The organism is Dietzia sp. NPDC055343 (assembly GCF_053645265.1).
In genome coordinates this window covers 77,183-99,257 of sequence record NZ_JBSHMJ010000003.1, presented here as the reverse complement: position 1 = coordinate 99,257, position 22,075 = coordinate 77,183, and the positions used below count along the sequence as shown (strand labels likewise).

The 22,075-nt window shown below is 69.6% G+C and carries 18 protein-coding genes; 6 read left to right on the top strand and 12 right to left on the bottom strand.

Features of this window, described 5'->3' with window-relative positions; translation table 11 throughout:
* Nucleotides 1-17: 17 nt before the first annotated feature.
* From ACWIE7_RS02435 to exaC, 3 genes are all read right to left on the bottom strand, one after another.
* Complete coding sequence (locus ACWIE7_RS02435; RefSeq protein ID WP_452099767.1) at nt 18-650, bottom strand: HD domain-containing protein; 633 nt, start codon at nt 648-650, stop codon at nt 18-20.
* Nucleotides 651-734: 84 nt separating this feature from the next.
* Complete coding sequence (locus ACWIE7_RS02430; protein WP_454068515.1) at nt 735-1,280, bottom strand: DUF779 domain-containing protein; 546 nt, start codon at nt 1,278-1,280, stop codon at nt 735-737.
* 30 nt (nt 1,281-1,310) lie between these two features.
* A complete protein-coding gene (gene exaC / locus ACWIE7_RS02425; protein WP_452099765.1) occupies nt 1,311-2,834 on the bottom strand; it encodes an acetaldehyde dehydrogenase ExaC in 1,524 nt (507 codons plus the stop codon).
* Nucleotides 2,835-3,055: 221 nt separating this feature from the next.
* Here exaC and mftM point away from each other — a divergent pair, with 221 nt between their 5' ends.
* Complete coding sequence (gene mftM / locus ACWIE7_RS02420; protein WP_454068514.1) at nt 3,056-3,976, top strand: mycofactocin oligosaccharide methyltransferase MftM; 921 nt, start codon at nt 3,056-3,058, stop codon at nt 3,974-3,976.
* Here the strand turns inward: mftM and ACWIE7_RS02415 are convergent.
* The 7 genes from ACWIE7_RS02415 to ACWIE7_RS02385 all read right to left on the bottom strand — a co-directional run bounded on the left by ACWIE7_RS02415 (nt 3,926) and on the right by ACWIE7_RS02385 (nt 12,562).
* A complete protein-coding gene (locus ACWIE7_RS02415) occupies nt 3,926-4,570 on the bottom strand; it encodes a MadR family response regulator transcription factor (protein WP_454057367.1) in 645 nt (214 codons plus the stop codon). The two genes, mftM and ACWIE7_RS02415, sit on opposite strands and share 51 nt — an antisense overlap.
* A complete protein-coding gene (locus tag ACWIE7_RS02410; RefSeq protein WP_454068513.1) occupies nt 4,567-5,991 on the bottom strand; it encodes a sensor histidine kinase in 1,425 nt (474 codons plus the stop codon). Before ACWIE7_RS02410 ends, ACWIE7_RS02415 begins: the two co-directional genes overlap by 4 nt.
* Nucleotides 5,988-7,151 (bottom strand): iron-containing alcohol dehydrogenase, encoded by a 1,164-nt coding sequence (locus tag ACWIE7_RS02405; RefSeq protein ID WP_454068512.1) that lies wholly within the window; start codon nt 7,149-7,151, stop codon nt 5,988-5,990. Before ACWIE7_RS02405 ends, ACWIE7_RS02410 begins: the two co-directional genes overlap by 4 nt.
* A 26-nt stretch (nt 7,152-7,177) precedes the next feature.
* A complete protein-coding gene (locus ACWIE7_RS02400) occupies nt 7,178-8,698 on the bottom strand; it encodes a VWA domain-containing protein (RefSeq protein ID WP_452099825.1) in 1,521 nt (506 codons plus the stop codon).
* The gene (locus ACWIE7_RS02395) at nt 8,698-9,765 is read right to left on the bottom strand and encodes a MadB family AAA-type ATPase (RefSeq protein ID WP_454068511.1); all 1,068 of its coding nucleotides are present in this window, start codon (nt 9,763-9,765) and stop codon (nt 8,698-8,700) included. The genes ACWIE7_RS02400 and ACWIE7_RS02395 overlap by 1 nt, the downstream gene beginning before the upstream one ends.
* 127 nt (nt 9,766-9,892) lie before the next feature.
* Nucleotides 9,893-11,164 carry an NDMA-dependent methanol dehydrogenase gene (gene mdo / locus ACWIE7_RS02390; RefSeq protein ID WP_452099759.1) on the bottom strand — a complete coding sequence of 424 codons (1,272 nt, stop codon included), beginning with the start codon at nt 11,162-11,164 and terminating at the stop codon, nt 9,893-9,895.
* A gap of 216 nt (nt 11,165-11,380) precedes the next feature.
* On the bottom strand, nt 11,381-12,562 hold the full coding sequence (locus ACWIE7_RS02385; RefSeq protein ID WP_452099758.1) for a GAF domain-containing protein: 1,182 nt from the start codon (nt 12,560-12,562) through the stop codon (nt 11,381-11,383).
* 137 nt (nt 12,563-12,699) lie between these two features.
* Between ACWIE7_RS02385 and ACWIE7_RS02380 the strand changes: the two genes are divergently transcribed.
* The gene (locus tag ACWIE7_RS02380; RefSeq protein WP_452099757.1) at nt 12,700-14,487 is read left to right on the top strand and encodes an AMP-dependent synthetase/ligase; all 1,788 of its coding nucleotides are present in this window, start codon (nt 12,700-12,702) and stop codon (nt 14,485-14,487) included.
* A gap of 63 nt (nt 14,488-14,550) precedes the next feature.
* Here the strand turns inward: ACWIE7_RS02380 and ACWIE7_RS02375 are convergent, their stop codons facing one another.
* Nucleotides 14,551-16,359 carry an AMP-dependent synthetase/ligase gene (locus ACWIE7_RS02375; RefSeq protein ID WP_454057369.1) on the bottom strand — a complete coding sequence of 603 codons (1,809 nt, stop codon included), beginning with the start codon at nt 16,357-16,359 and terminating at the stop codon, nt 14,551-14,553.
* A gap of 174 nt (nt 16,360-16,533) precedes the next feature.
* Between ACWIE7_RS02375 and cysK the strand changes: the two genes are divergently transcribed.
* The 4 genes from cysK to fdhD all read left to right on the top strand — a co-directional run bounded on the left by cysK (nt 16,534) and on the right by fdhD (nt 20,337).
* Nucleotides 16,534-17,469 (top strand): cysteine synthase A, encoded by a 936-nt coding sequence (cysK, locus tag ACWIE7_RS02370; RefSeq protein WP_230930894.1) that lies wholly within the window; start codon nt 16,534-16,536, stop codon nt 17,467-17,469.
* On the top strand, nt 17,469-18,077 hold the full coding sequence (epsC, locus tag ACWIE7_RS02365) for a serine O-acetyltransferase EpsC (RefSeq protein ID WP_452099755.1): 609 nt from the start codon (nt 17,469-17,471) through the stop codon (nt 18,075-18,077). The genes cysK and epsC overlap by 1 nt, the downstream gene beginning before the upstream one ends.
* Before the next feature lie 168 nt (nt 18,078-18,245).
* Nucleotides 18,246-19,568: a glycosyltransferase 87 family protein gene (locus ACWIE7_RS02360; protein ID WP_454068510.1), complete on the top strand. Its 1,323-nt coding sequence runs from the start codon at nt 18,246-18,248 to the stop codon at nt 19,566-19,568.
* Nucleotides 19,516-20,337 carry a formate dehydrogenase accessory sulfurtransferase FdhD gene (gene fdhD, locus ACWIE7_RS02355; protein WP_454068509.1) on the top strand — a complete coding sequence of 274 codons (822 nt, stop codon included), beginning with the start codon at nt 19,516-19,518 and terminating at the stop codon, nt 20,335-20,337. The genes ACWIE7_RS02360 and fdhD overlap by 53 nt, the downstream gene beginning before the upstream one ends.
* A gap of 98 nt (nt 20,338-20,435) precedes the next feature.
* Here fdhD and ACWIE7_RS02350 read toward each other — a convergent pair whose 3' ends face one another.
* Nucleotides 20,436-22,013, bottom strand: coding sequence for an MFS transporter (locus ACWIE7_RS02350; protein WP_452099749.1), 1,578 nt, complete (start codon nt 22,011-22,013; stop codon nt 20,436-20,438).
* Nucleotides 22,014-22,075 lie beyond the last annotated feature (62 nt).

The following is a 22,075-nucleotide window of genomic DNA, read 5'->3' as shown; positions in this document are numbered from 1 at the left end:
CCATGCGCGGGCTGGGATCAGTCCTCGCCGAGACCCGCCCGCAGCAGCCCGAGCTCGCGATTGAGGTTGGCGTGCGCCTGGCGCTCCCACGCGTCGCGTCCCGCCCGGGTCAGGTACACCGACCTGCGTTCGAGCAGGCCCTCCAGCGCGGCGATCCGCCCCGCGACGAACCGGTCCCCCGGCACGTGCGCGTACTCGTGCCGCACGTCGTGGGTGTAGGCGTCGTAGGTCTCCGGGTCCGACCCCAGCACCACCAGGTCGGCATCCGACAGGACCGAGCCGTTGGGATCCCCGGCCTCCACGCGGTGCCCGCCCATCAGTCGGACGAGCCGCGCGACCTCCTCGACGGGCGCGGCCGGATCAAGCTTCCGCTCGACCCACACCGCCGACTTCTCGTTGTTCTCCGACTCCGTGGGATCGAACTCCGCTGTGTGGCACCACGCGGCCAGGCGGACCGCGGTCCCGTCGAAGGATTCACCGTCCGCCTCGAGGGCGTCGATCGCCCGGAGCACAGCACGCAGGTGCGTCTCGTTGTGGTAGCGCCGCTGCGGGTCGTTCCAGCGTCGCAGCAGGTCGGAGCGCAGGTCGGCGGTGAGGAACTCGACATCGACGTCGAGCGGGTCGGCAGCGTTCACTCGGTCGGTATCCATGAATGGACTCTACCGCCGGAAGCCGACCGGCCTGGGCGGATCGGCCCGGGCCGGTGCGCTCCCGGCGGCCACGGCACGGCGCTCTCAGTCCTCCAGCTCGCCGCCCAGCTTCGGCGGGAACTCCTCCAGCAGTGCCAGCTCCCGCTCATCGAACGTGCGCGCCCGCGACAGGAACCGCTTGCCGGTCGGGTTCTCGAGACTGAACCCCGAGCCCCTGCCCGGGACCGCGTCCAACACCAGTTGCGTGTGCTTCCAGGTGTCGAACTGTGGGCCCGAGATCCAGACGCGCACCCGGGTCGACGACGACGAGTTCAGGCGCGCCTCGTCGTCGTCGTCCGCCGGTACGTCCCGGGCGCCCTGCGCCAGGTCCACCTCCCCCACGAGGACATCCCGCTGCCCCACGCGGAACTCCCCGTCCGGGTAGCACATGGGCGCCGAACCGTCGCAGCACCCGCCGGACTGGTGGAACATCACCGGCCCGTGGCGCTCGACCAGCTCGCGGATCAGCTGCGCGGCCGGCTCGGTGACCACGACGCGCGCCGGCAGCGCGGCCGGCGCCCCCTCGGGCGGGAGGGCCCGCGCCGCGATCGACACGCTCCCTCCCGAGGGCAATCCGCAGACGTCGTCCATGACCGGTCTCCTCTCAGAAGAAGCGCTGGATCAGAAGAAGCCCTGGGGCTTGCCCGAGTAGCCCACGAGCAGGCACTTGGTCTGCTGGTAGTGGTCGAGCATCATCCGGTGGTTCTCGCGCCCGATGCCGGACTGCTTGTAGCCGCCGAACGCCGCGTGGGCCGGGTACTGGTGATAGGTGTTGGTCCACACCCGGCCGGCCTGGATGGTGCGGCCGGCCCGGTAGGCGGTGGTGCCGTTGCGCGACCACACGCCGGCGCCGAGACCGTAGAGGGTGTCGTTGGCGATCATCATGGCGTCGTCGAAGTCGGTGAACGAGCTCAGGGAGAGCACCGGGCCGAAGATCTCCTCCTGGAACAGGCGCATCTTGTTGTGGCCGCGGAAGACCGTCGGCTCCACGTAGAAGCCGCCGGCGAGATCGCCCTCGAGCTCGGCGCGGCCGCCGCCGGTGAGCACGTCGGCGCCCTCCTGCTTGCCGATGTCGATGTAGGACAGGATCTTCTCGAGCTGGTCGGTCGAGGCCTGGGCGCCCATCATCGTCTCGGTGTCGAGCGGATTTCCGGTCTTGATCTGCCTGACCCGCTCGATCGCGAGGTCGGTGAAGTCATCGATGATCGACTTCTGCACCAGCGCGCGCGAGGGACACGTACACACCTCGCCCTGGTTGAGGCCGAACATCGCGAAGCCCTCGAGCGCGGACTGACGGAAGTCGTCGTCGGCGTCCATGACGTCCTCGAAGAAGATGTTGGGGCTCTTGCCGCCGAGCTCGAGGGTCACCGGGATGAGGTTCTCGGACGCGTACTGCATGATCAGCCGGCCCGTGGTGGTCTCGCCGGTGAAGGCCACCTTGCGGATGCGCGGGTTGGACGCGAGCGGCTTGCCGGCCTCGGTGCCGAAGCCGTTGACCACGTTGATCACGCCCGGCGGCAGCAGGTCGCCGATGACCGACATCAGGAACAGGATCGATGCCGGGGTCTGCTCCGCCGGCTTGAGCACCACGCAGTTGCCGGCGGCCAGGGCCGGGGCCAGCTTCCAGACCGCCATGAGGATCGGGAAGTTCCACGGGATGATCTGGCCGACCACGCCGAGCGGCTCCTGGAAGTGATAGGCGACGGTGTCCCCGTTGATCTCGGAGATGCCGCCCTCCTGGGCGCGGATCGCGCCGGCGAAGTAGCGGAAGTGGTCGATCGCCAGCGGGATGTCGGCCGCCAGGCACTCGCGGATCGCCTTGCCGTTGTCCCACGACTCGGCGAGCGCGATCTTCTCGAGGTTCTCCTCCATGCGATCGGCGATCCGGAGCAGGACCAGCGACCGCTCCGTGGCGGAGCTCGCGCCCCACGCCGGCGCAGCGGCCCAGGCCGCGTCCAGCGCGGCCTCGATGTCCTCCGCGGTACCGCGGCCGACCTCGCAGAAGACCTGTCCGGTCTGCGGGGCGACGTTCTCGAAGTACTCGCCCTTGACCGGCGCGACCCACTCGCCGCCGATGTAGTGGTCGTAGCGGCTCTCGTAGGACATCACCGCGTCGGCGGAACCGGGCTGGGAGAAGACGGGCATGTCGACACCTCTCGCGTTCTTCGGGACGCCGACCCCTGCGGTCGGCGACTGTGAGCCACGACACTATTCCCCCGGACGTTGCACGCACGTTGCATCTGACGCCGACGCCGCGGACCGCCGTGCCGGACCGTCCGAACGGCCAGGTCCGTACCCGGTCGACCTGCCGGAACACAGTCGATTCGACCCGCCGTGCGGCCCGCGCCGACCTAGCGTCCGCGGGCATGGACACCATGCTGACGCCCCGGGCCCCCAGGGAGATCTCCGTGGCGCGGGGCGGCCCGGGCGTCGCCGCCCGGCGACTCGGCGCGTTCCTCGTCCACGCGGACGCCGACCGGGTGTGCCTGGGGCACGACTTCGACAACGACGAGCTCAGCGAGGCGGTGATCCCCACGATGGCGCGCGACCTGCTCCACACGGGCGTCCTGCGCACCGTCGAGGAATTCCACCGGGCCGTGACCGCGCTCGTCACCTCCCGGAGCGGGTCGTGGCAGGAGTGCTGGTCCGCCTACTACCGCTCCTCGATCGCGGCACTGGCCCGCGGGGCGTGCCCGTTCTCCCCCGTCCACGACCGGGCGGTCGGCGAGCAGGCCGGGGACAGTGCCCTGGAGATCGGGTGCTGCTTTGGATTCCTGTCCCTGCGGTTGGCCCGTGAGGGGGTGCGGACCATATCGTGCGATCTGGACCCCTCCGTGCTCCGCCTGCTCCGGACCTGCGCACCCGACGGGGACGCTCCCCGGGCCACGGTCTGCCTGGACGCCCGCGGCACGCCGCTCGCACCCGGGATGGCGGATACCGTCTACCTGGTCCACGTCCTGGAACACCTGGACGAAACCTCGGGGTGGGATGTCATCCGCGAGTCGCTCCGGCTCGCCCGGAGGCGTCTGGTCATCGCCGTCCCGTTCGAGGAGGTCGCCGTCGCCCAGTACGGACATGTCCGGACTTTCGACCTCGCCGCGCTGGAACACCTCGGAGACCGGGTCCGCGCGCTCGACCGGGGTGGCGCCGCGATCCGAACACGTACCGACGAGCACCACGGCGGATGGCTCGTGATCGACCTGGCCCCCGCCGCGCCCTGCGATCGGCCCCCTTGGTCAGAGCAAACCCTGCCGGCTCGCGACATACACGGCCTCGGCGCGGCGTGAGACCTTGAGCTTGCGCAGGATGTTGCTGATGTGGAACTTCGCCGTGGTGGCCGAGATGAACAGCTCGACTCCGATCTCCTTGTTCGATTTACCCTCGGCCAGGAGCCGGAGCACCTCGACCTCGCGACCCGACAGGATCTCGGGCGTGGAACCCCCGCCGCGGAGGGTGTCGACGACCATCGCGGCCGTCCGGGGGTCGAAGGCGCTCTGGCCCCCGGACACCGACCGGATCGCGGTGACCAGCTCGGTGACGTCCACATTCTTCACCACGTACCCACGGGCACCGGCCCGGACAGCGCGTACCACGATCGCCTCGTCGAGGAACGTGGTGAGGACCAGCGGCGCGACGTCGGGAAGCAGATCTCGGACCGCCGCGCACAGCCGGAGCCCGTCGAGTTCCGACCCGGCGCCCAGCTTGAGGTCGATCACCGCGACGTCCGGCCGGGTGCGGCGGAGCACCCCCAGCGCGTCATCCGCGGTCGCCGCCTCGCCGACCACCGTGATGTCGGCCTCCCGTTCGAGCATCAATCTGACGCCCTCGCGCAAGACGGCGTGATCATCGACGAGGACGGTACTGATCGGCCCGGTGCTCATCCCGTCACCCCCCGCCTCGGGGACCCGGCTCCCGTCGACCCCGGTTCGGTACGCACGTGGGGCACGACAACCGCGATCGCCACGCCGCCGAGGGCCGACGCGGTGATCCGGATCCGGCCGCCCACCATCGCCGTCCGCTCCGCCATGTTCACCAGTCCGTGGTGTCCGTGCAGCGACTCGACCCGGGGCCGCTCGAGCAGGCGACGCATCTCGTCAGGGCGTCCCTTTCCGTCGTCTTCCACCGTCAGACCGACATTCCCGTCCCCGAACTCCACGGTCACGATCATCCGGCTCGCATCGGCGTGCCTCGCCGCGTTGGACAGGGCCTCCCCCGCGATACGGACTATCTCGTGTTCGACCTCGGGAGGTGTGGGGACCTCCTCCCCAACGACGACGACCTCGGCCTCGACGTGCGACGGCACATGCAACCTGCACAGATCGTCGATAAGGCGACTCAGTCGGCCGTCCTCGTCATCGATGGTGCGCAGTGCGTAGATGACCGACCGCAACTGCTCGACGGCCTGGGCCGTCAACCGCGCCGCCTGGTCGAGGAACGGACGGGGTGCCTCGTCGGGCGGGGTGACGTCGAGCCCCAGCTGGAGATGCATGCCCGCCCCCAGTACGAGCTGGGACACGCTGTCATGCAGTTCCCGCGCCATCCTCGAACGCTCGACATCGAGGATCCGTTGGCGGTGCGCGGCGTCGAGCTCCCGCTGCGCCAGCTCGAGTTCGGAGTTGCGGCGGGACAGCTCCACGACGTGACCACGGGCCTGCTCGTATGCCTCCTCGGCCCGGGCGAGCAGCATCTCCTTGTCCCGGAACAGCACGGAATTCTGTAGCGCCACCGCCGCCTGCGCGGCGAGGATCCTCAGGACCACGGAGTCGATGTCGTCGGCCTGCCGGCCCGCTCGACCCCAGGACGCCAGTCCCCCGATCACGCCGCCGTGGAGTACCAACGGCACCGTCACCGCGTCCGGCCCGCTGACCTCCGCGAGCTCCACCGAACCGCCCCCGCGCAGTACCGCATTGAGGGCGTTGACGACGTCGCTGGGAACATCGTCCGGCACCGGAGACAACTCCCCGCCCTCGAACGCCACGAACCGTCCCCCTGGATCCATGATGAGATGACGGGGTTCGACCGAGGGCAGCTGCCCGTCTCGAATCGCCATGAGTGCCCAGTGCGAGTCGAGCTGGTCGTAGGCGACCCCCAGGACCGAACGCACCAGTGCCTCCGGCCCCTCAGCGGTCCGCACCAGCGCCCCGGAGACCCGGTCGAGCGCGTGCATGGACCTGCGAAGGCGTGATTCGGCCTCGCGGTACTGGTCGAAGAAGCTGCGCTTGACCGACCGCAGGCCCAGCAGGGTGTCCAGATCGGTGGGCCCCTCGTCCCTCGGCGCGGCACCGGGCCCCGGGGCTGTCATGACGCCTCCCTGTAGAGACCGTCGATGTCCTGGCTGGTGGCCGGTCTCGGGTTGGTGGCCATACAGAGGTCAGCTATCGCGTGCTCGGTGAGGATCGGGATGTCGTCCGCCCGCACCCCGAGATCGGCCAGGCCCCCCGGCAGACCGATGCCGTCGGCGAGGTCCCGGAATCGGTTCGCGATTCTGTCCACCGATATCGTGGGCCGCGCGCTGGCGGGAATGCCGACCGCCCGGACGAGATCCTCGACCCGTCCCGGGGTGAGCGTCTCACCGTTGTGCCGGACCACGTGGGGCAGCAGCACACCGTTGATCCGTCCGTGGGTGGAGTCGTACCGTCCCCCAACGGGGTGACTCATGGCATGGACCGCGCCCAGCACTGCGTTGCTGAACGCCATCCCAGCCTCGAGCGAGGCCAGCGCCATCTGTTCCAGCTGCTCACGACTGTGTGCGTCCCCTCCTGCCAGACGGTCGAGGGCGTGCACGCACAACGCGACGGAACGGAGGGCATGCGAATCGGTCAGCGGGCCCGCGGCACGCGAAAAATAAGCCTCCACCCCGTGCGAGAGCACGTCTATCGCGGCCGCCGCATTGGCGTCGGCGGGAACGGTCGCGTGGGTGGCCGGGTCGATGACCGCGACATCCGGGACCAGGGACCGGCTCGCGATGGTCACCTTGGTCCCCCGGTCCGCGTCGTTGATGACGCAGAACTGGGAGACGTCGGCGCCGCTGCCCGCGGTCGTCGAGACGGCAACTATCGGCGGCAGCGGCAGACGGACCCGGTCGACGCCCTCGTACTCGAGGACGTGCCCGCCGTTGGAGACGACCAGCGCCACCCCCTTGGCGGCGTCGATGACGGAGCCGCCGCCCACCGCCACGATCACGTCGCACCCAGCGGTGCGGTACGTCTCGGCACCGCTGAGCACCTGCGTCGCCCGGGGGTTGGGGCACACGTCCGACCACACCACCGGACGCGCCCCTTGGCTCCGCAGCCCGTCGAGCACCACGTCAGGCCACGGCGTGCGTTGCAGTCCCGGATCGGTCACCACAAGTGGACGACGTGCCCCCAGTCCCAGTGCGACCGTCGCCGCCTCGGGCAGAGCTCCGAAGCCGAAGAGGATCTCCGGCGTGTGGAACTTCGCCACGCGGGCCTCCGAGGTCATGGGCCAACGATAGGCCCGGCGGGTACTCAGCCGAGCGCACTTCCCAACAGACCTGCCCGTTCGGACAGTTCCGCGGGATCCCGGGCTGTCACGATCCCGTCGAGGTGCTGTTCGTATGATCCGAGGCCACAGGTGGCTTGGTTCCAGTACCGCCTGGCCTCCGGGGTTATCCAGGCGACTCGATGTGATCGCCGGCTGATAACGGCCATCTGGTCCGTCCGTGGGTCGAGTCCGTTGCTGCGACCGTCCCCCACGACCAGCACCGAGGTTCGCTTGTCCACCAGATGGCCGTGGCGATCGAGCAGCTCGGTGAACATCCGCCCGTAGTCGCTGCTCGCCTCGAGATCCAGCCCCGGCGCGGCCAGCACGGTGGTCAGCGCGTCGTCGCCGGACGAGGACAGCAGTCGATCGGTGACGTCCACGGGCCGGTCGACAAAGGCGACGACCGAGCACCGGTTCACCTTCCGGTGCAGACTCTGCGCCAGACGCAGCACGAAGCCGGTGACGGGTCGGACGGACAGCGACACGTCGACGAGGATGACCAGCTTCAGCGGCCCGGGCACCCGTGACCGGTTCATGATCGTGAACGCCTCGCCGTCCGTCGCCCACGCCCTGCGCAACGTCGCACGGGAGTCCAACCCCCCGTGGGCGAACGCCCGCGACCGCCGCCGGGGGGCACCGCGGATCCGACGCATCACCTCGTGACTCGCCCGCTCCAGATCGCCGAGGCCCGCCCGGTCCTGCGCGCGCGAGGCCTCCGGATCGTCCGGGCGCCCGTCGCCGGAGGCGTCCGAGACGCTCTCCAGGAACGCGACGACCGCGTCGACGAACATGCCCATCTGTTCGGTGGTCAGCTCCCCGGCGTCCGCACCGTGCTCCGAGTACACCCGGCGCGCGTCGTAGCCGTCGAGAGTTCGGAGGATGTCGAGCGCGTCCGACCACTCCAGCGCTCCGTCGCCCGACACCGAGATCGCCGAGGACCCCATCTCGCCGGCCCGATCGGACGAGGCACGGTCGACCTCGATCTCGTACGTGACCGAGGACTCCCAGCGGTCGGCACCCTCCTGGACGGCGAACTCCTCCTGGCCCGTCGCGGTGGAGAAATCCGAGTCGTCGTAGTGCATGCTCTCGTCCCGCCTCGCCGTCTCCTCCCCCTCGACCAGGTCGCCAATCTCCGCGGGGTCCAGATCCGAGGGGGCGAACGACGAGGGGTCGTCCGCGGACAGTTCGAGCTCGTCGGGCAGCCGCCCCACCTGTCCGGCGGCGCCGGGTCCTTCGCCGTCGTCGTCGGTCCGGGCCGCGTCGACCCCGGCGAAGAAGTGGTCGAACGCCCGGTCGAAGCCCGGGTTCTCCCGCTGGTACTTGACCGCCACGGACCGCAGCGCCGACCGCAGGACGCCGCGGTCGGTGGTCCCGACCACGTCGAGGACCGCCCGCACCTCCAGCACCTCGGCGGGCGAGATCTCCACCCGGCGCTCCCGCAGGAGTCGACCGAACGTCACCGCGACGATGTCGAGGACGTAGGAGGGCGAGACCGGGGTGGACATCACCGGGGCCCGGCTGACCGGCCGGACGCACTGTGGGCGCGCCCGGCGCCGAACACGGCGGAGGTCGACGCCCCGGTCGTGTCGGCGGCGGCCCGCATGTCGCGTCGGTGCTCTGCCAGGCGGTCATCCCCGACACCGAGGTCCTCACGCGCGAGGTCGGCGTCGGATCGGTACTTCAGCAGTGCCGCGACGAGGGCACCGCCCAGCTCCGGACGGTCCTCACCGAGTATCGACGCCACGCGGGCCGCGTCCACCACCTCGGAGATCGACGGCGCCTTGCGCAGCGGCAGGCCGCGCAGTCGGCGTGCCTTCTCCACGACCGCGGCCGCCACGGACGCGGGGACCTCCGGGGCCCTGGACCGGACGATCTCCGTCTCGCGCGCGGTGTCCGGGAAGTCCACGTGGAAGTGGAGGCAGCGACGCTTCAGAGCGCCGGAGAGCTCGCGTGTGTCGTTCGAGGTGAGGATCACCCAGGGCATGGTCCGCGCGCGGAAGGTGCCGAGTTCGGGGATCGTCACCTGCTTCTCCGCCAGCACCTCGAGGAGCATCGCCTCGAGCGACTCCTCGGTCCGGTCGATCTCGTCGATGAGCAGGACCACCGGGTCCTCGGAGGTGATCGCCTCCAACAGCGGCCGGGAGACCAGGAAGTCCTCGCCGTGGATCCCCACGTCCATGCCCGCCAGTGCGGCGGACGCGGCCGCGAGGTCCTCGTACCCCTCGAGCTCACCGGTGATCCGGTCCCGCAGCATCTGGACGTGGAGCAGCTGCTTGGCGTAGTCCCACTCGTACAGGGCGCGGGAGTCGTCGAGCCCCTCGTAGCACTGCAATCGGACCAGTCTGCGACCGAACGCGGCGGCCAGTGACTTGGCCAGTTCGGTCTTGCCCACGCCGGCAGGACCCTCCAGCAGCAGCGGCCGGTCCAGTACGGTCGCCAGGTGCACGACCGTCGCGAGTTCGCGATCGATGATGTACCCGGTCTCGCGGAGGGCCGCCTCCAGCGCCTCGACCTCGATCACGGTCTCCGAGGGGCCCGCCTCGTCGACCTCGGGAACCTTCGTGACGTCCATTGACGGGTCCTTTCAGGTGGCCGTGCGGCCTTGGTGGGGTGTGGGCTCACCGGGGCGGGCGGGGGTCTGCGCTCGCCCGCCCCGGGAGGTTCGTGCGTCCGTGCCGGTCGCGTGAGTACCGGCCGCGTCAGTACGAGCCGGTCATCGCGTGCTCGACCATCGGGATCAGCGACTCGACCGTGGACTCGCGCGGGTTGCCGGGCGTGCACGCGTCTTCCATCATGTGCTCGGCGATCCTGCGGACGCTCTCGGCCGAGGTGTCGATCACCGTGCCCTTGTTCTCGTACTTGCCGGTGCCCATCTGGTTCTTCGCGTACAGACCCGGGGTGATCTGGCTGAAGTTGTCGGGGATGCCGACGTCCTTGGCGAGCCGGATCGCGGCCTCGACCGCCGCGTCGGCGGCCTGGACGGTGCTCATGTTCCGCGTGTCCACGCCCATCTGCGGCGCGAGCTCGGCGTAGCGCTTGTAGCGCGCCGGCAGGTTGTACTCCCATACCCGCGGCAGGGCGATCGCGTTGTTCAGTCCGTGGTGCGTGTCGTAGAACGCGCTGATCGCGTGGGACAGAGAATGGACCATCCCCAGCCCGCCCGAGTTGAACGCCTGCGTCGCGATGTACTGGGCGTTCATCATCCCGGTCCGAGCCTCGAGGTTACGGGGATCGTAAACCGCCGTCGCGAGGTTGTCCGCGACGAGCTTGGTCGCGTAGAGCGCGTTGCCCAGCGACGGGGCGAAGTCGAGCCGGGACACGTACGGCTCCGAGCAGTGCGCGAGGACGTCGAACCCGCAGTAGGCGGTGAAGTGCTGGGGGCAGGAGTAGTAGAGGAGCGGGTCGTCCATGGCCAGTGAGACGAGGCTCGCGTCATCGAACGCGACCCACTTGTGCGGGTTGTCCATGTCCGAGGTGTCCGTGATCACGTACGCCCACGAGGTCTCGGCCCCGGTGCCGGCCGTGGTGGACACCGCGATATGCGGTGGGTTCTCGAAGTTGGTCGACTTCGAGAAGCCCTGGAACTCGTTGATGTTGCGACCGTCGTGTGCGATCACCACTCGAGCGCCCTTGGCGGCGTCGTGGCTGGAGCCGCCACCGACCGAGATGATGCCGTCGCACTTCTCCGAGTTGTACAGCGCGGCGGCGTCCATGACGTTGTAGTCCTTCGGGTTGGACTCCACCTTGTCGAAGACCACCACGTCGAGGCCCTGGTACTCGATCTTTCCCTTGAGCTCCTCGATGATCCCCGAGCCGCGAAGGCCCGTGGTCATGATGAGCACGCGGGTCATGCCCAGCTTCTTGGCCTCCACGCCGAGGATGTCATGCGCCCCGACGCCCAGCAGTGCTTTGGGGAGGGGGTGGAACTCCTTGATCGGCATGTCCCAGATCTGATTCAGTTCGATCGCCATGTGCGCCTCCTGCTCGGCGGGCCCCCGTCGAGCGACGGCGGCAGTGTGTGTGACATGGCTCACTATGCGCAGCCGAACGAGGTGCGGAAACGGGCCTACGACGACTCCCGTCTGGTCAGAGCGCCCCAACCGTCCGAGCGGCGCCGTCGCACCTGCCCGGTCGGACGGGTCCGGCGCCGGATCGCGCCGAGCAAGGCCCCGTGGGCCGCCCGCGCATCACGCTCCCAGACGCCCGTCCAGAACGCGGGTCATCGACGCCGCCGCCGACCTGCTCGCCGGGGGCGTCCCCGGCGCGACGGAGAGGGCCCGCCACGCCTCCGGATCGTCGCGACCCGGCCCGGCCACCCAGTCCCTCAGATCCTCCGTCGACCCGGCCGCGAGCACCGCCGCCCGCACCCGGGCGTGCAGCCCCTCGCGCAGCTCCACCACCCCGGGCGCATCCGAGGCCGGGAGCAGGGGTCCGCGGTAGGCGGCCACCGCGGCCGAGACGTCGCGCCCCAGCAGGTCCTCGACCTCATGGGCATCGGTTCCGAGCAGCCCCGGGTCGAGCCGGTACGGCCGCGAGTCGATCGACGCCGGACCCAGCACGCGACGCAGCCGGGACAGTTCCGCGCGGACACTCACCTCGTCCAACCTGCCCTCCGCGAGCAGTTCCGCGAGCGCCCCACCGGACAATCCCTCGGGGTATGCGGCCAGCAGCAGCAGGATCTCGGCGTGGCGGCCGGTGACGGGCCCGTGGCCCTCCAGCGCGGGCCGGTGGGTGCCCAGCACGGACAGGCGACGCGACGATCCGGACGTACGCCCAGTCCACGTCGACGATCCCGACATCGCGGCCCGCAGCTCCGACTCGACGAGCAGCACGGTCGCCCTGACGAGGGCCAACATCTCGTCCGACGCCGCGGAATCCCGGCCCGTGACATCGATGCCGCCGATCACCCGGCCGGTGATCGGGTCGTGCACCGGCGCCGCCGAACAACTCCACGAATGGGCGGGTGCCAGGTAGTGCTCCTCACCCCGGACCCGCACCGGGACATCGTGACGAAGCGCCAGGCCGGGCGCGTTCGCACCCACGACCTCGTCGCTCCACAGGGCCCCGGGCACGAAGGCCATGCGTTCGGCTCTCGTCCGGACGCCCCGATTGCCGTACAGCCACAGCAGGCGCCCGTCGGCGTCCGCCACGGCCACGAGATGGCCGCTGTCCACGACCCCCGAGACCAGGACCTTCTCGACGATCGGGAGCACCGCCGACATCCGGTTGCCGTCCCGATGCGCGGACAGCGCGGCGCCCTGGAGGTCGACCACCGGGTCCGAGCGCTCCGGATCGATCCCCAGTCGCCTGCTTCGCTCCCATGACCGGGCCACCATCGTGGCGGCCGCGGGCCGTGCACCTGCGGACATGTCGCCAGTGTAACCGTCGTCACAACAACATGATGCGCGCCTCATAAAAGGTTTCCGATAGACCGTGCTCGACACAGATCGTGAGCGGACCTCTACACTTGCCAGTGACACAGGCCACAAAGACCTAAAGGATCGCGATGACGACCGAGTTCGCCAGCCCGCCCCCCGCCAAGCCCTTCCCCGATCAGAACCTCGGCCGAATCGTGTTCACGAACGCCGCGGAGGCACCGAACGACGTCGCCGTGCTGCGGCTGGTCGGCAGTGACTGGAAGGAGGTCACCTGCGCCCAGTACCTGGAGGAGGTCAAGGGCGTCGCCAAGGGCCTCATCGCCAAGGGCGTCAAGACCGGTGATCGCCTCGCCATCATGAGCCACACCCGCTACGAGTGGTCGCTCATCGCCTGGGCCGCGTGGGCCGTCGGTGCCGTCACCGTCCCGATCTACGAGACCTCCTCGTCCGCCCAGTGCAACTGGATCCTCACCGACGCCGGCGTCTCGCTCGCCGTGGTCGAGGACCTCGAACTTCGCGAGGTGCTCACCGCGGAGACCGACTGGAAGGGCGACATCCTCGTCATCGAGAACGACCTGATCGCCCAGCTCAGCGAGGCCGGGGCCGGCGTCTCGGACGAGGAGCTCGAAACGGCCTCGTTGTCCACGGGCCACGAGGACACCTGCGCGATCATCTACACCTCCGGCACCACCGGCAACCCCAAGGGCTGCGAGATCGTGCACGGCGGGTTCGGTGGCGTCGTCGTCTCCGTCGAGGAGCGCCTGCAGGACGCGTTCGTCCCCAACAGCCGCACCCTGATCTTCCTCCCGCTCGCCCACGTGCTGGCCCGCATCCTCGAGGTGGCCTGCTTCTACAAGCGCGTCGCCGTGGCCCACGAGCCCGACACGACCAAGGTCGTCGAGCGCCTGGCCGAGATCCACCCGACGTTTCTGGTCTCGGTCCCGCGCGTGCTCGAGAAGGTCTACAACTCCGCCGCCGCCAAGGCCGAGACCGCGGGCGGCGCCAAGGCCAAGATCTTCAAGGCTGCTGTCCAGACCGCGATCGACTACTCCATGGCCCTCGAGAACGGCGGCAAGCCGTCGACCGGCCTGGCGCTCAAGCAGAAGCTGTTCGCCAAGCTCGTGTACTCGAAGCTGCACGAGGCCCTCGGCGGCGAGTGCAACCGCATCATCTCCGGCGGCGGTCCCCTGGGCGCCCGCCTCGGCCACTTCTACCGCGGTGCGGGCTTCGACCTTCTCGAGGGCTACGGCCTCACCGAGTCCTCGGGCGTGCTCACCGTCAACCCGATCAACGCGGCCAAGATCGGCACCGTCGGCAAGCCGATCCCGGGCGTGACCATCCAGATCGCCGAGGACGGCGAAGTCCTGGCCAAGGCCAAGACCCTGTTCAAGGGCTACTGGCAGAACCCGCAGGCCAACGAGGACGCGTGGACCGGAGACTGGTACCACACCGGCGACATCGGCGAGCTCGACCCGGACGGCTACCTGTCCATCACCGGTCGGAAGAAGGACCTGATCGTCACCGCCGGCGGCAAGAACGTCTCGCCGTCGCAACTCGAGGATCTGCTCTCCTCCGATCCGCTGATCAGCCAGGCCGTCGTCGTGGGCGACAACCGCAGCTACATCGCGGCCCTCGTCACCATCGACCCGGAGACCTTCCCGGGCTGGGCCGAGAAGCACGGCAAGACCGGCTCGGTGTCCGATCTGATCCAGGACGGCGACCTCGTGGGCGCCGTGCAGGACGCCGTGGACAGGGCCAACAAGTCCGTCTCCCGCGCCGAGTCCATCCGCAAGTTCAAGATCCTCGCTGCCGAGTTCTCGGTCGAGAGCGGCGAGCTCACCCCGACGCTGAAGCTCAAGCGCAACGTCGTGCACGAGCGGTTCGCGGGCGATATCGAGAACCTCTACACCACGTAGGACCCCCGAACGCCGGAGCGCCCGGACCCTTCCCAGGGCCCGGGCGCTCTCGCTTTGGTCCGATCAGGCGTACATGCCCTCGATCTGCTCGGCGTAGCGCTCGGCCACCACGTGCCGCTTGACCTTCAGGGTCGCGGTCAGCTCCCCCGACTCCTCGGTGAAGTCCCGGTGCAGGACGGTGAACTTCTTGACGCCCTCGGCCTGCGAGACCTGCCGGTTGGCGTCGTCCACGGCGAACTGGATCTCGGCCTGCAGTGCAGGGTCGGCCACCAGGTCCTCGGCCGGCTTGCCGACGTGTCCGTTCTCCGCGGCCCAGGCCTCGAGCTCGTCCTCGTCAACCGTGATCAGTGCGGACACGAACTTACGGGCCTCGCCGATCACGACGGCGTGACCGACCAGGCGGTGCGCCCGGATCCCGTCCTCGATCGGGCCCGGTGCGACGTTCTTCCCGCCCGCGGTGACGATGATCTCCTTGGCGCGGCCGGTGATCGTCAGGTAGCCGTCCTCGTCGAGCGATCCGAGGTCCCCGGTGCCGAACCAGCCGTCACGGAGGGCTTCCTCGGTGGCCTTCTGGTTGTTCCAGTAGTGGTCGAAGATCAGCGGCCCGGCCAGTTCCACCTGTCCGCTGTCGGTGATCCGGACGCTGGTGCCGGCGACCGGCCGACCGACGGTGCCGATGCGCTGGCAGCCGGGCCCGTTCACGGTGGCGGCGGCGGTGCTCTCGGTGAGGCCGTAGCCCTCGTAGATCGGGACGCCGAGTCCGCGGAAGAAGTGCGAGATCCGGTCCGGCAGGGCGCCGCCTCCGGAGATGGCGTACTCGCACCGGCCCCCGAGCGCCTCACGGACGGCCTTGTAGACCGCCACGTCGAGAGCCTTGTACTGAATGGTGTGCACAAGCGAGGGTCGGCGGGCGTCGCCCAGACCGTCGCCGCCGCGCAGCTCGCTGGCCTCGATGGCGATCGCCTCCGCGCGACCGAAGATCTCCTCCTGCAGTCGGCCCTTCGAACCGGCCTTGGCGGCGATCCCGTCGCGAACTTTCTCGAATACGCGCGGGACACCGAGAATCATGTGCGGCCGGAAGTCGGCGAAGCGCGGCAGGATGGTCGAGGTGTCATCCCAGAACCCGACGGTGGCCTCGCCCAGGAACACGGTGTAGGTCACGGCGCGGGCGAGCACGTGGGCGAGCGGCAGGAACATGAGCGTCTTCTTGCCGTGCTGCGCCATCGAGCCGATGGGGTGGTCGAGCAACGCGTGGCACTCCGACAGGAGGTTGCGGTGGGTGATCACGCAGCCCTTGGGCCGTCCGGTGGTGCCGGAGGTGTAGATGATCGACGCGGGGGCGTCGGGGTCGAGGGTGGCCAACGAGGCCTCGAGGGTCTCGGGTGCGATCGAATCGCCGTCGGCCTCGAGGGCCTCGAGCCCGCCGTCGTCGAGGTAGAGGACACGGGTGCAGGTGGCAGGGACGTCGGAATCGCCGACGACGACGACGTGGGCGTCGGTTTCGGCCACGAGCACCTTCGCCTCGGAATCGGTGAGGATCCACTCGAGCTGCCCGGCCGAGGACGAGGGGTAGATCGGCACGGTGATGGCGCCGGCGGTCCAGACAGCCAGGTCGACGAGCACCCATTCGAGGCGGGTCCCGGCCATGAGCGCGACCCGGTCACCGGGTTCGACACCGGAGGCGACGAGTCCGGCCGCGATGCGGTCCACACGGGCGACGAGCTCCGCGTTGGAAACGGATCGCCACTGGTCGCCGTCGTGATACTCGAACGGGACGGCCCGTGGGTCCGTGGCGGCGCGTCCGCGCGCCACCACCGGGATAAGGTCGGAACCGGTGAAGGTTCGCTGGGTGGGGACGGTGATCTCGCGCATGCCGGTTGCGGCCTTTCGGACGACGTCGAAATGGAGCGCAGTCGATTATCGACCGGACACCGCACCTGTGGCAATCTGTCGGGTTTTCCCGATCGCACCCTCGTGCCTTGTCGTCGCATCACGTAGACTACGCAATAGACAGATCGGTTCATTCTCTGCAGAACGGAACACATCATGGCGCAGATCTACTCCGACATCACCGAGACCATCGGCCGTACCCCGCTGGTCCGTCTCAACTCCCTGACCGAGGGCATCCAGGCCACGGTGCTGGCCAAGCTCGAGTCCGCGAACCCCGCCAGCAGCGTCAAGGACCGCATCGGCGCGGCCATCATCGACGACGCGGTCGCCTCCGGCGGCCTCAAGCCCGGCGGCACGATCGTCGAGGGCACCTCCGGCAACACCGGTATCGCCCTGTCCATGGTCGCGGCCGCCCGCGGCTACAAGGCCGTCATCGTAATGCCGGACACCATGTCCGTCGAGCGCCGCGCCATCATGCGCGCGTACGGTGCCGAGCTCATCCTCACCCCGGGTTCCGAAGGCATGAAGGGCGCCGTCGCCAAGGCCCAAGAAGTCGCCGACAGCCGCGAGAACGCCGTCCTCGCCCGCCAGTTCGCCAACCCGGCCAACGTCGACGTGCACCGTCGCACCACGGGCCCGGAGATCTGGGAGGACACCGCCGGTGAGATCGACCTGTTCGTCGCGGGTATCGGCACCGGCGGCACCATCTCGGGCGCCGGCAACTACCTGAAGTCTCAGAAGTCGGACATCCAGATCGTCGCCGTGGAGCCCAAGGACTCTCCGCTGCTCACCGAGGGCAAGGCCGGCCCACACAAGATCCAGGGACTGGGCGCCAACTTCGTGCCGGAGATCCTCGACCGCGAGGTATACGACGAGGTCATCGACGCCACTCTCGAGGACTCGTTGGAGGTTGCCAGGCGCCTCGGCAAGGAGGAGGGCATCCTTGCCGGCATCTCGTCGGGTGCCAACGTGTGGGCCGCGCTCGAGGTGGCCAAGCGCCCCGAGAACGCGGGCAAGACCATCGTCGTGATCGTGTGTGACTACGGCGAGCGCTATGTCTCGACGATGCTCTTCGAGGACTACCGCGACTGATGTCGGGTTCCTCCGATCGCCCGGTGGGGCTCTTGCGCACTCTGCGTGAGGACCTCACCGCGGCGCGTGCACACGACCCGGCAGCCCGGGGTGACGTCGAGAACGCCGTCGTCTACTCCGGCCTGCACGCCATCTGGATCCACCGCCTGTCCCACCGCATGTGGCACTCCGGCGGGGCCGGCCGCACCGCCGCGCGTGTCCTGTCGCAGTTCGCCCGCTTCCTCACCGGGATCGAGATCCATCCCGGCGCGGTGATCGGCCGGCGGTTCTTCATCGACCACGGCATGGGCGTCGTGATCGGTGAGACCGCGGAGATCGGCGACGACTGCATGATCTACCACGGGGTCACCCTCGGAGGCGTCTCGCTCAAGCAGGTCAAGCGGCATCCCACGCTGGGGGACCGCGTGACCGTCGGCGCCGGGGCCAAGATCCTGGGGCCGGTCGAGATCGGCGCGGACTCGTCGGTCGGAGCCAACGCCGTGGTGGTCAAGGACGCCCCCGCCGACTCGATCGTCGTGGGCATCCCGGGCGTCGCCAAGCCCGCCAGGTCGACCAAGGAGGAGCTGCGCGAGGCGCAGTTCTATATCGACCCGGCCATCTATATCTGAGTCCCGGGCCCCGGCCCGGGAGGGGGGCCGGACCTACACCGTCCGGCCCCGATGAGGCCGTCACGCCGCCGCCACGCGCATCAGCGCGGGCTCCCCGGCGGTGACGGCCTCATTATTCTCTCCGCATTCTCGCGAACCGCTGCCCGTCCGGGTCTAAGCTCAGCCCCGATGCGCTCGTTACCCACCACCGTGTGGCTCCGGGGGCCGCTGGCGATCCTGGCGCTGTCCTCGGTCTTCATGGTGCTTCGCTTCCCGGATGAACGGACGCCGTGGTGGGGCATCTACGGCAACCTGCTCGATGTCAACGTCTACCGGTGGGGCGGGCAGGCGGTCCTCGGGGCGATCCCGCTGTACGAGGGGCTGCTGACCGGCGCCGACTCGGGGCGGTTCTACGCCCCGATGCCGTTCACGTATCCGCCGTTCTCGGCCCTGCTGTTCACCCCGCTGACCCAGGTCACGCCCGGCCTGATGGAAGCCGGCTGGACCGCATTGACGGTGGGGCTCCTCTATCTCGCGATCCGCATGTGCCTGCGCACCCTGGGCTACCGGTCCGACCGCGTGACCGTGCAGGTCGCGGTGTGCCTGACCCTGATCTCGCTCTCGCTGGAGCCGGTGCGCACCACCGTGTGGCTCGGCCAGATCAACGTCCTGCTCCTGGTGCTGGTGCTGGCGGACCAGCTCGCCTCGCGGTCCGGTCGCCGCTGGGCGGGCATCGGCTCGGGGATCGCCGCCGGCATCAAGCTCACCCCGGCGTTCTTCTGGTCTCACTGGGTGCTCACCGGCCGGTGGCGGATGGCCGCGGTCTCCGGGCTCACGTTCCTCGGCACCGTGGCGCTCGGATTTCTGGTCATCCCCCGTGATGCCATCCGATACTGGTCGGGGACCCTGCTCGATTCACAACGGATAGGGCAGGACTGCCTGGTCGCCAACCAGTCTGTGCGCGGGGCCATCGCCCGTCTCGCCGGGCTGGAGATGGCCCCCACCTGGGTCTGGTTGATCGGCGCCGTTCTCGTGGCGGTCGTCGGCCTGACGGTCGCGGCGTTGGCGCATCGCGCCGGGCATCAACTCCTCGGGCTGACGCTGGCGGGGATGACCATGACCATGGTCTCGCCCTTCACCTGGGGTCACCACTGGGTCTGGCTTGTCCCGCTGCTCGTCTTGACGCTGCACTACGCGATCTCGGCCGGTCGCTGGTACGTGTGGCTCCTGCCGCCGCTGGTGTGGGCGGCGGGAGCCAACTGGGTCCAGAGTTTCCCGGACACCAACTTCCCCGACGACCGCTGGGTGGGGATGGGCCTGTTCATGCTCGGCGGCGATATCCCGTCGGTGGTCTTCTCCACGATCACCAACGTGTATCCGCTGATCTGGCTGGTCGCGGTGGCCCTCACGGCGCTATACCTGGGAAAGGGGTCGGCGGTGACGGCTAGGCTGGCCGACTATGGGACGGCGGACGACTCGTCACCCCGCGCTGAGGATCATCGCCGGGGCTGACACCAGGCGAGAGGTGGCGACCCTCGCTGTCGAGGAGCCGCTCGAGATCCGTGTCGGCGGTGCGCCCTTCGTCGTCACGATGCGGACCCCGGGCGACGACATGGATCTGGCCGCCGGCCTCCTGGTCTCCGAGGGCGCCATCTGGGATCGCGAGCACCTGCCCACGATCCAGTACTGCACCACCGTCAGCGGGCGCTCCGAGCAGGACTACAACACGCTCTCGCTGACCGTCTCGCCCGACGTCCCCGAGCCCAGGCCGGCGCGAACCACCACCATGACCAGCGCGTGCGGGGTCTGCGGCGTGGACTCGATCGACGAGGTCCGCCGCACCACGCACTTTCCTCTCGGCCCGGTCGAGCCGCTCGTCGCGGCCGAGGTTCTGTTGTCCCTGCCCCGGCGGCTCCGCGAGCACCAGCGTGTCTTCGACAGGACCGGCGGGGTACACGCGGCCGGACTGTTCACCCCGGACGGGGAGCTGCTCTGCCTACGCGAGGATGTGGGTCGACACAACGCGGTCGACAAGGTGGTCGGCTGGGCCCTCCGAGAGGATCGACTCCCGCTCGGCGACACCGTCCTCCAGGTGTCCGGCCGGGCGTCGTTCGAACTCGTACAGAAGGCGTCGATGGCGGGGATTCCCGTACTGTCCGCGGTCAGCGCGCCCTCGTCGCTCGCGGTGGATCTCGCGGTCGACGCGCGCGTGACGCTCGCCGGCTTCAGCCGCGACGACCGGGCGACCGTCTACGCCCACCCCGAGCGCATCCACGACTGACGACCTCCGCATCTCTCTGACCTGCACCCGCCGGGCGTCGTGAGGCCGCTACTCACGACGCCGATCACCATCGAGAACCCGACCTCCAACAACGCGAACTACAACTGATCCGACGCGGAACCAGCCGCCGCGTCGACACCGGCCCGCCGCACGTCACCCTGCGGCACGTAACCGCGGCCCGGGGCCACGAACAGCAGCAGGACCGCCGCCCCCGCCGCGACCAGCCCCAGCGCGACCAGCGAATCGGAGATGCCGGCGGCGAAGATCTCCGCGGCGGCGTCCACGATCGGCCGGGCGGCGGGCCCGGCTGCGTTGCCGAACTCGATGGCCCCGGCGAACGAGCCCTCCACCGCCGGCCGGCCCGCCTCGGGCACGCCGGGCAGCACCTCCACGATGTCGGAGGCATACCGCCCGGCGAGAATGCTGCCGCCGATCGCGATGCCGATCGCCGCGCCGATCTCCCGCATCGCGTCGTTCACGGCCGCCGCGACACCCTGCTCGTCAGCGGGGATGTCCGAGACGATGGCCGAGGTCGCGGGCGCGGTGGACAGCCCGAGCCCGGCTGCGGCGATGCACAGCGGCCACAGGACATCCCAGTACCCGGAGTCCACGGTGAGCCTCGAGAGCAGGAGCATGCCCACGGCGATCCCGCCGACACCCACCACGGACACCACGCGCAAACCCACGACGTCGGTGATCCTGGGCGCGATGACCGACAGCACCATCACGGGCACCACCATGGGCGCCAGGGCCATCGAGGCGCCGAGCGCGTCGTAGCCCTGTACCAGCTGGAGGAACTGAACGATGAGCAGGAAGAACCCGAAGATCACCAGGAACTGCAGCGCCACCGAGACCGACCCGGTGGAGAAGCCGCGGCGCCGGAAATAGCGCACGTCGAGGAGCGGGTCCGAGGCGCGCAGCTCGACGCCGATGAACGCGACGAGGCTCACCACGGCCACGACGAGGGCCACCACGACGAAGGGCTCGCCGAAGCCGGTCTGCGCGCCCTCGATGAGCCAGAAGACCACACCGCCCACGGCCAGGGCCGAGAAGATCGCGCCCGCGACGTCGGGCCGGCCGTGCCTGGCCGCGACGGACTCCCCGATCGTGAACGCGGCGAGCAACACCAGGAGGCCGATCACGGAATAGACGAGGAAGATCGACTTCCAGGACCACACCTGCAGCATCAGCCCGGAGCCGACGAGACCCACGATGCCGCCGATCCCGGCGAAGCCCGCCCACATGCCGACGGCCATCCCGCGCTGCTCGGGCGGGAAACTGGCCGTGAGCAGCGACAACGTGGACGGCATGACGAACGCGGCGCCCAGCCCGGCGACGCCGCGCAGGACGATGAGCCAGGTGGGCGAGTCGAGCAGGAGTGGCAGCGCGGAGGAGACCGTGAACAGGGCGAGCCCCGCGATGAGGGTGGCGCGGCGCCCGAATCGGTCGCCGAGGGCGCCGGCGGTGAGAACGAGTGCGGCCAGGGCGAGCGTGTAGGAGTCGACGATCCAGGTGAGCTCGGCCTGGGTGGCGCCGATCGCCACCGCGATGTCGGGCAGCGAGGTGTAGAGCGCGGACATCGTGGCCACGACGATCGAGACCGCGACCAGGCTGACGAACAGCAGCCAACGCCGCCGTCCTGCGGACAGTTCGAGCACGGGCCCTCCCGGGGTCATCGCGAGAAACGCTACCAACGGTATCGCTTCCTTCCGGACACCGTAACGCACGAGCCGACCGA

Bases quoted from the DNA above. Each gene is read 5' to 3' on its own strand.
- ACWIE7_RS02435 (WP_452099767.1), bottom strand. From the start codon at position 650: ATGGATACCGACCGAGTGAACGCTGCCGACCCGCTCGACGTCGATGTC.
- ACWIE7_RS02430 (WP_454068515.1), bottom strand. From the start codon at position 1,280: ATGGACGACGTCTGCGGATTGCCCTCGGGAGGGAGCGTGTCGATCGCG.
- exaC (WP_452099765.1), bottom strand. From the start codon at position 2,834: ATGCCCGTCTTCTCCCAGCCCGGTTCCGCCGACGCGGTGATGTCCTAC.
- mftM (WP_454068514.1), top strand. From the start codon at position 3,056: ATGGACACCATGCTGACGCCCCGGGCCCCCAGGGAGATCTCCGTGGCG.
- ACWIE7_RS02415 (WP_454057367.1), bottom strand. From the start codon at position 4,570: ATGAGCACCGGGCCGATCAGTACCGTCCTCGTCGATGATCACGCCGTC.
- ACWIE7_RS02410 (WP_454068513.1), bottom strand. From the start codon at position 5,991: ATGACAGCCCCGGGGCCCGGTGCCGCGCCGAGGGACGAGGGGCCCACC.
- ACWIE7_RS02405 (WP_454068512.1), bottom strand. From the start codon at position 7,151: ATGACCTCGGAGGCCCGCGTGGCGAAGTTCCACACGCCGGAGATCCTC.
- ACWIE7_RS02400 (WP_452099825.1), bottom strand. From the start codon at position 8,698: ATGTCCACCCCGGTCTCGCCCTCCTACGTCCTCGACATCGTCGCGGTG.
- ACWIE7_RS02395 (WP_454068511.1), bottom strand. From the start codon at position 9,765: ATGGACGTCACGAAGGTTCCCGAGGTCGACGAGGCGGGCCCCTCGGAG.
- mdo (WP_452099759.1), bottom strand. From the start codon at position 11,164: ATGGCGATCGAACTGAATCAGATCTGGGACATGCCGATCAAGGAGTTC.
- ACWIE7_RS02385 (WP_452099758.1), bottom strand. From the start codon at position 12,562: ATGTCCGCAGGTGCACGGCCCGCGGCCGCCACGATGGTGGCCCGGTCA.
- ACWIE7_RS02380 (WP_452099757.1), top strand. From the start codon at position 12,700: ATGACGACCGAGTTCGCCAGCCCGCCCCCCGCCAAGCCCTTCCCCGAT.
- ACWIE7_RS02375 (WP_454057369.1), bottom strand. From the start codon at position 16,359: ATGCGCGAGATCACCGTCCCCACCCAGCGAACCTTCACCGGTTCCGAC.
- cysK (WP_230930894.1), top strand. From the start codon at position 16,534: ATGGCGCAGATCTACTCCGACATCACCGAGACCATCGGCCGTACCCCG.
- epsC (WP_452099755.1), top strand. From the start codon at position 17,469: ATGTCGGGTTCCTCCGATCGCCCGGTGGGGCTCTTGCGCACTCTGCGT.
- ACWIE7_RS02360 (WP_454068510.1), top strand. From the start codon at position 18,246: ATGCGCTCGTTACCCACCACCGTGTGGCTCCGGGGGCCGCTGGCGATC.
- fdhD (WP_454068509.1), top strand. From the start codon at position 19,516: ATGGGACGGCGGACGACTCGTCACCCCGCGCTGAGGATCATCGCCGGG.
- ACWIE7_RS02350 (WP_452099749.1), bottom strand. From the start codon at position 22,013: ATGACCCCGGGAGGGCCCGTGCTCGAACTGTCCGCAGGACGGCGGCGT.